Source organism: Microtetraspora sp. AC03309, from assembly GCF_020826795.1.
Classification (GTDB): Bacteria; Actinomycetota; Actinomycetes; order Streptosporangiales; family Streptosporangiaceae; genus Microtetraspora; species Microtetraspora glauca.
Window position 1 is genome coordinate 1 of sequence record NZ_JADDIL010000373.1, and the last position, 597, is coordinate 597.

The 597-nt window shown below is 67.7% G+C and carries 1 protein-coding gene; it reads right to left on the reverse strand.

The window, feature by feature from the left end; all coding sequences use genetic code 11:
- Positions 1–597 (reverse strand): asparagine synthetase B (locus IMZ11_RS43400; protein ID WP_255708186.1); only part of this gene is annotated, 597 nt, incomplete at both ends.

Consider the following 597-nt stretch of genomic DNA (forward strand, 5'->3'; position numbering starts at 1 on the left):
GTCGACAGACCGTGCTGGCCGGCCTCGGCGAGCAGACCGACGATCAGAGACGAATCGACGCCACCCGAAAGCAGGCATCCCACCGGTACATCCGCCACCAGCCGGCGCTCGACTGCGCGCCGCAGCGACTCCAGTACCGCGTCCTCCCAGTCCTTTTCCGACCACTCGGCCCGGTCCGCGTGGCGCGTGAAGTCCGGCGACCAGTAGACGGTGGTGTGCCGGCTGCCGTCGGGCTCGATGGCGACCACCGATGCGGGCGGCACCTTCTTGATCCCCTGCAGGATGGTCAGCGGCGGCGGTACCACCGAATGGAACGTGAGGTAGTGGTGCAACGCGATCGGATCGATCCGGGTGTCGACGCCGCCGCCGGCCAGCAGCGCCGGCAGCGATGAGGCGAAGCGGATCCGGTGGTTGTCCTCGGTGATGTACAGCGGCTTGATGCCCAGCCGGTCGCGGCCCAGCAGCACACGACCGGTGTCCCGCTCGACGATCGCGAACGCGAACATCCCCATCAGGTGCTCGACGAACCGGTCACCCCAGTGGTGATACGCCTTGAGCAACACCTCGGTGTCGCTGTGCGAGAAGAAGCGGTAGCCG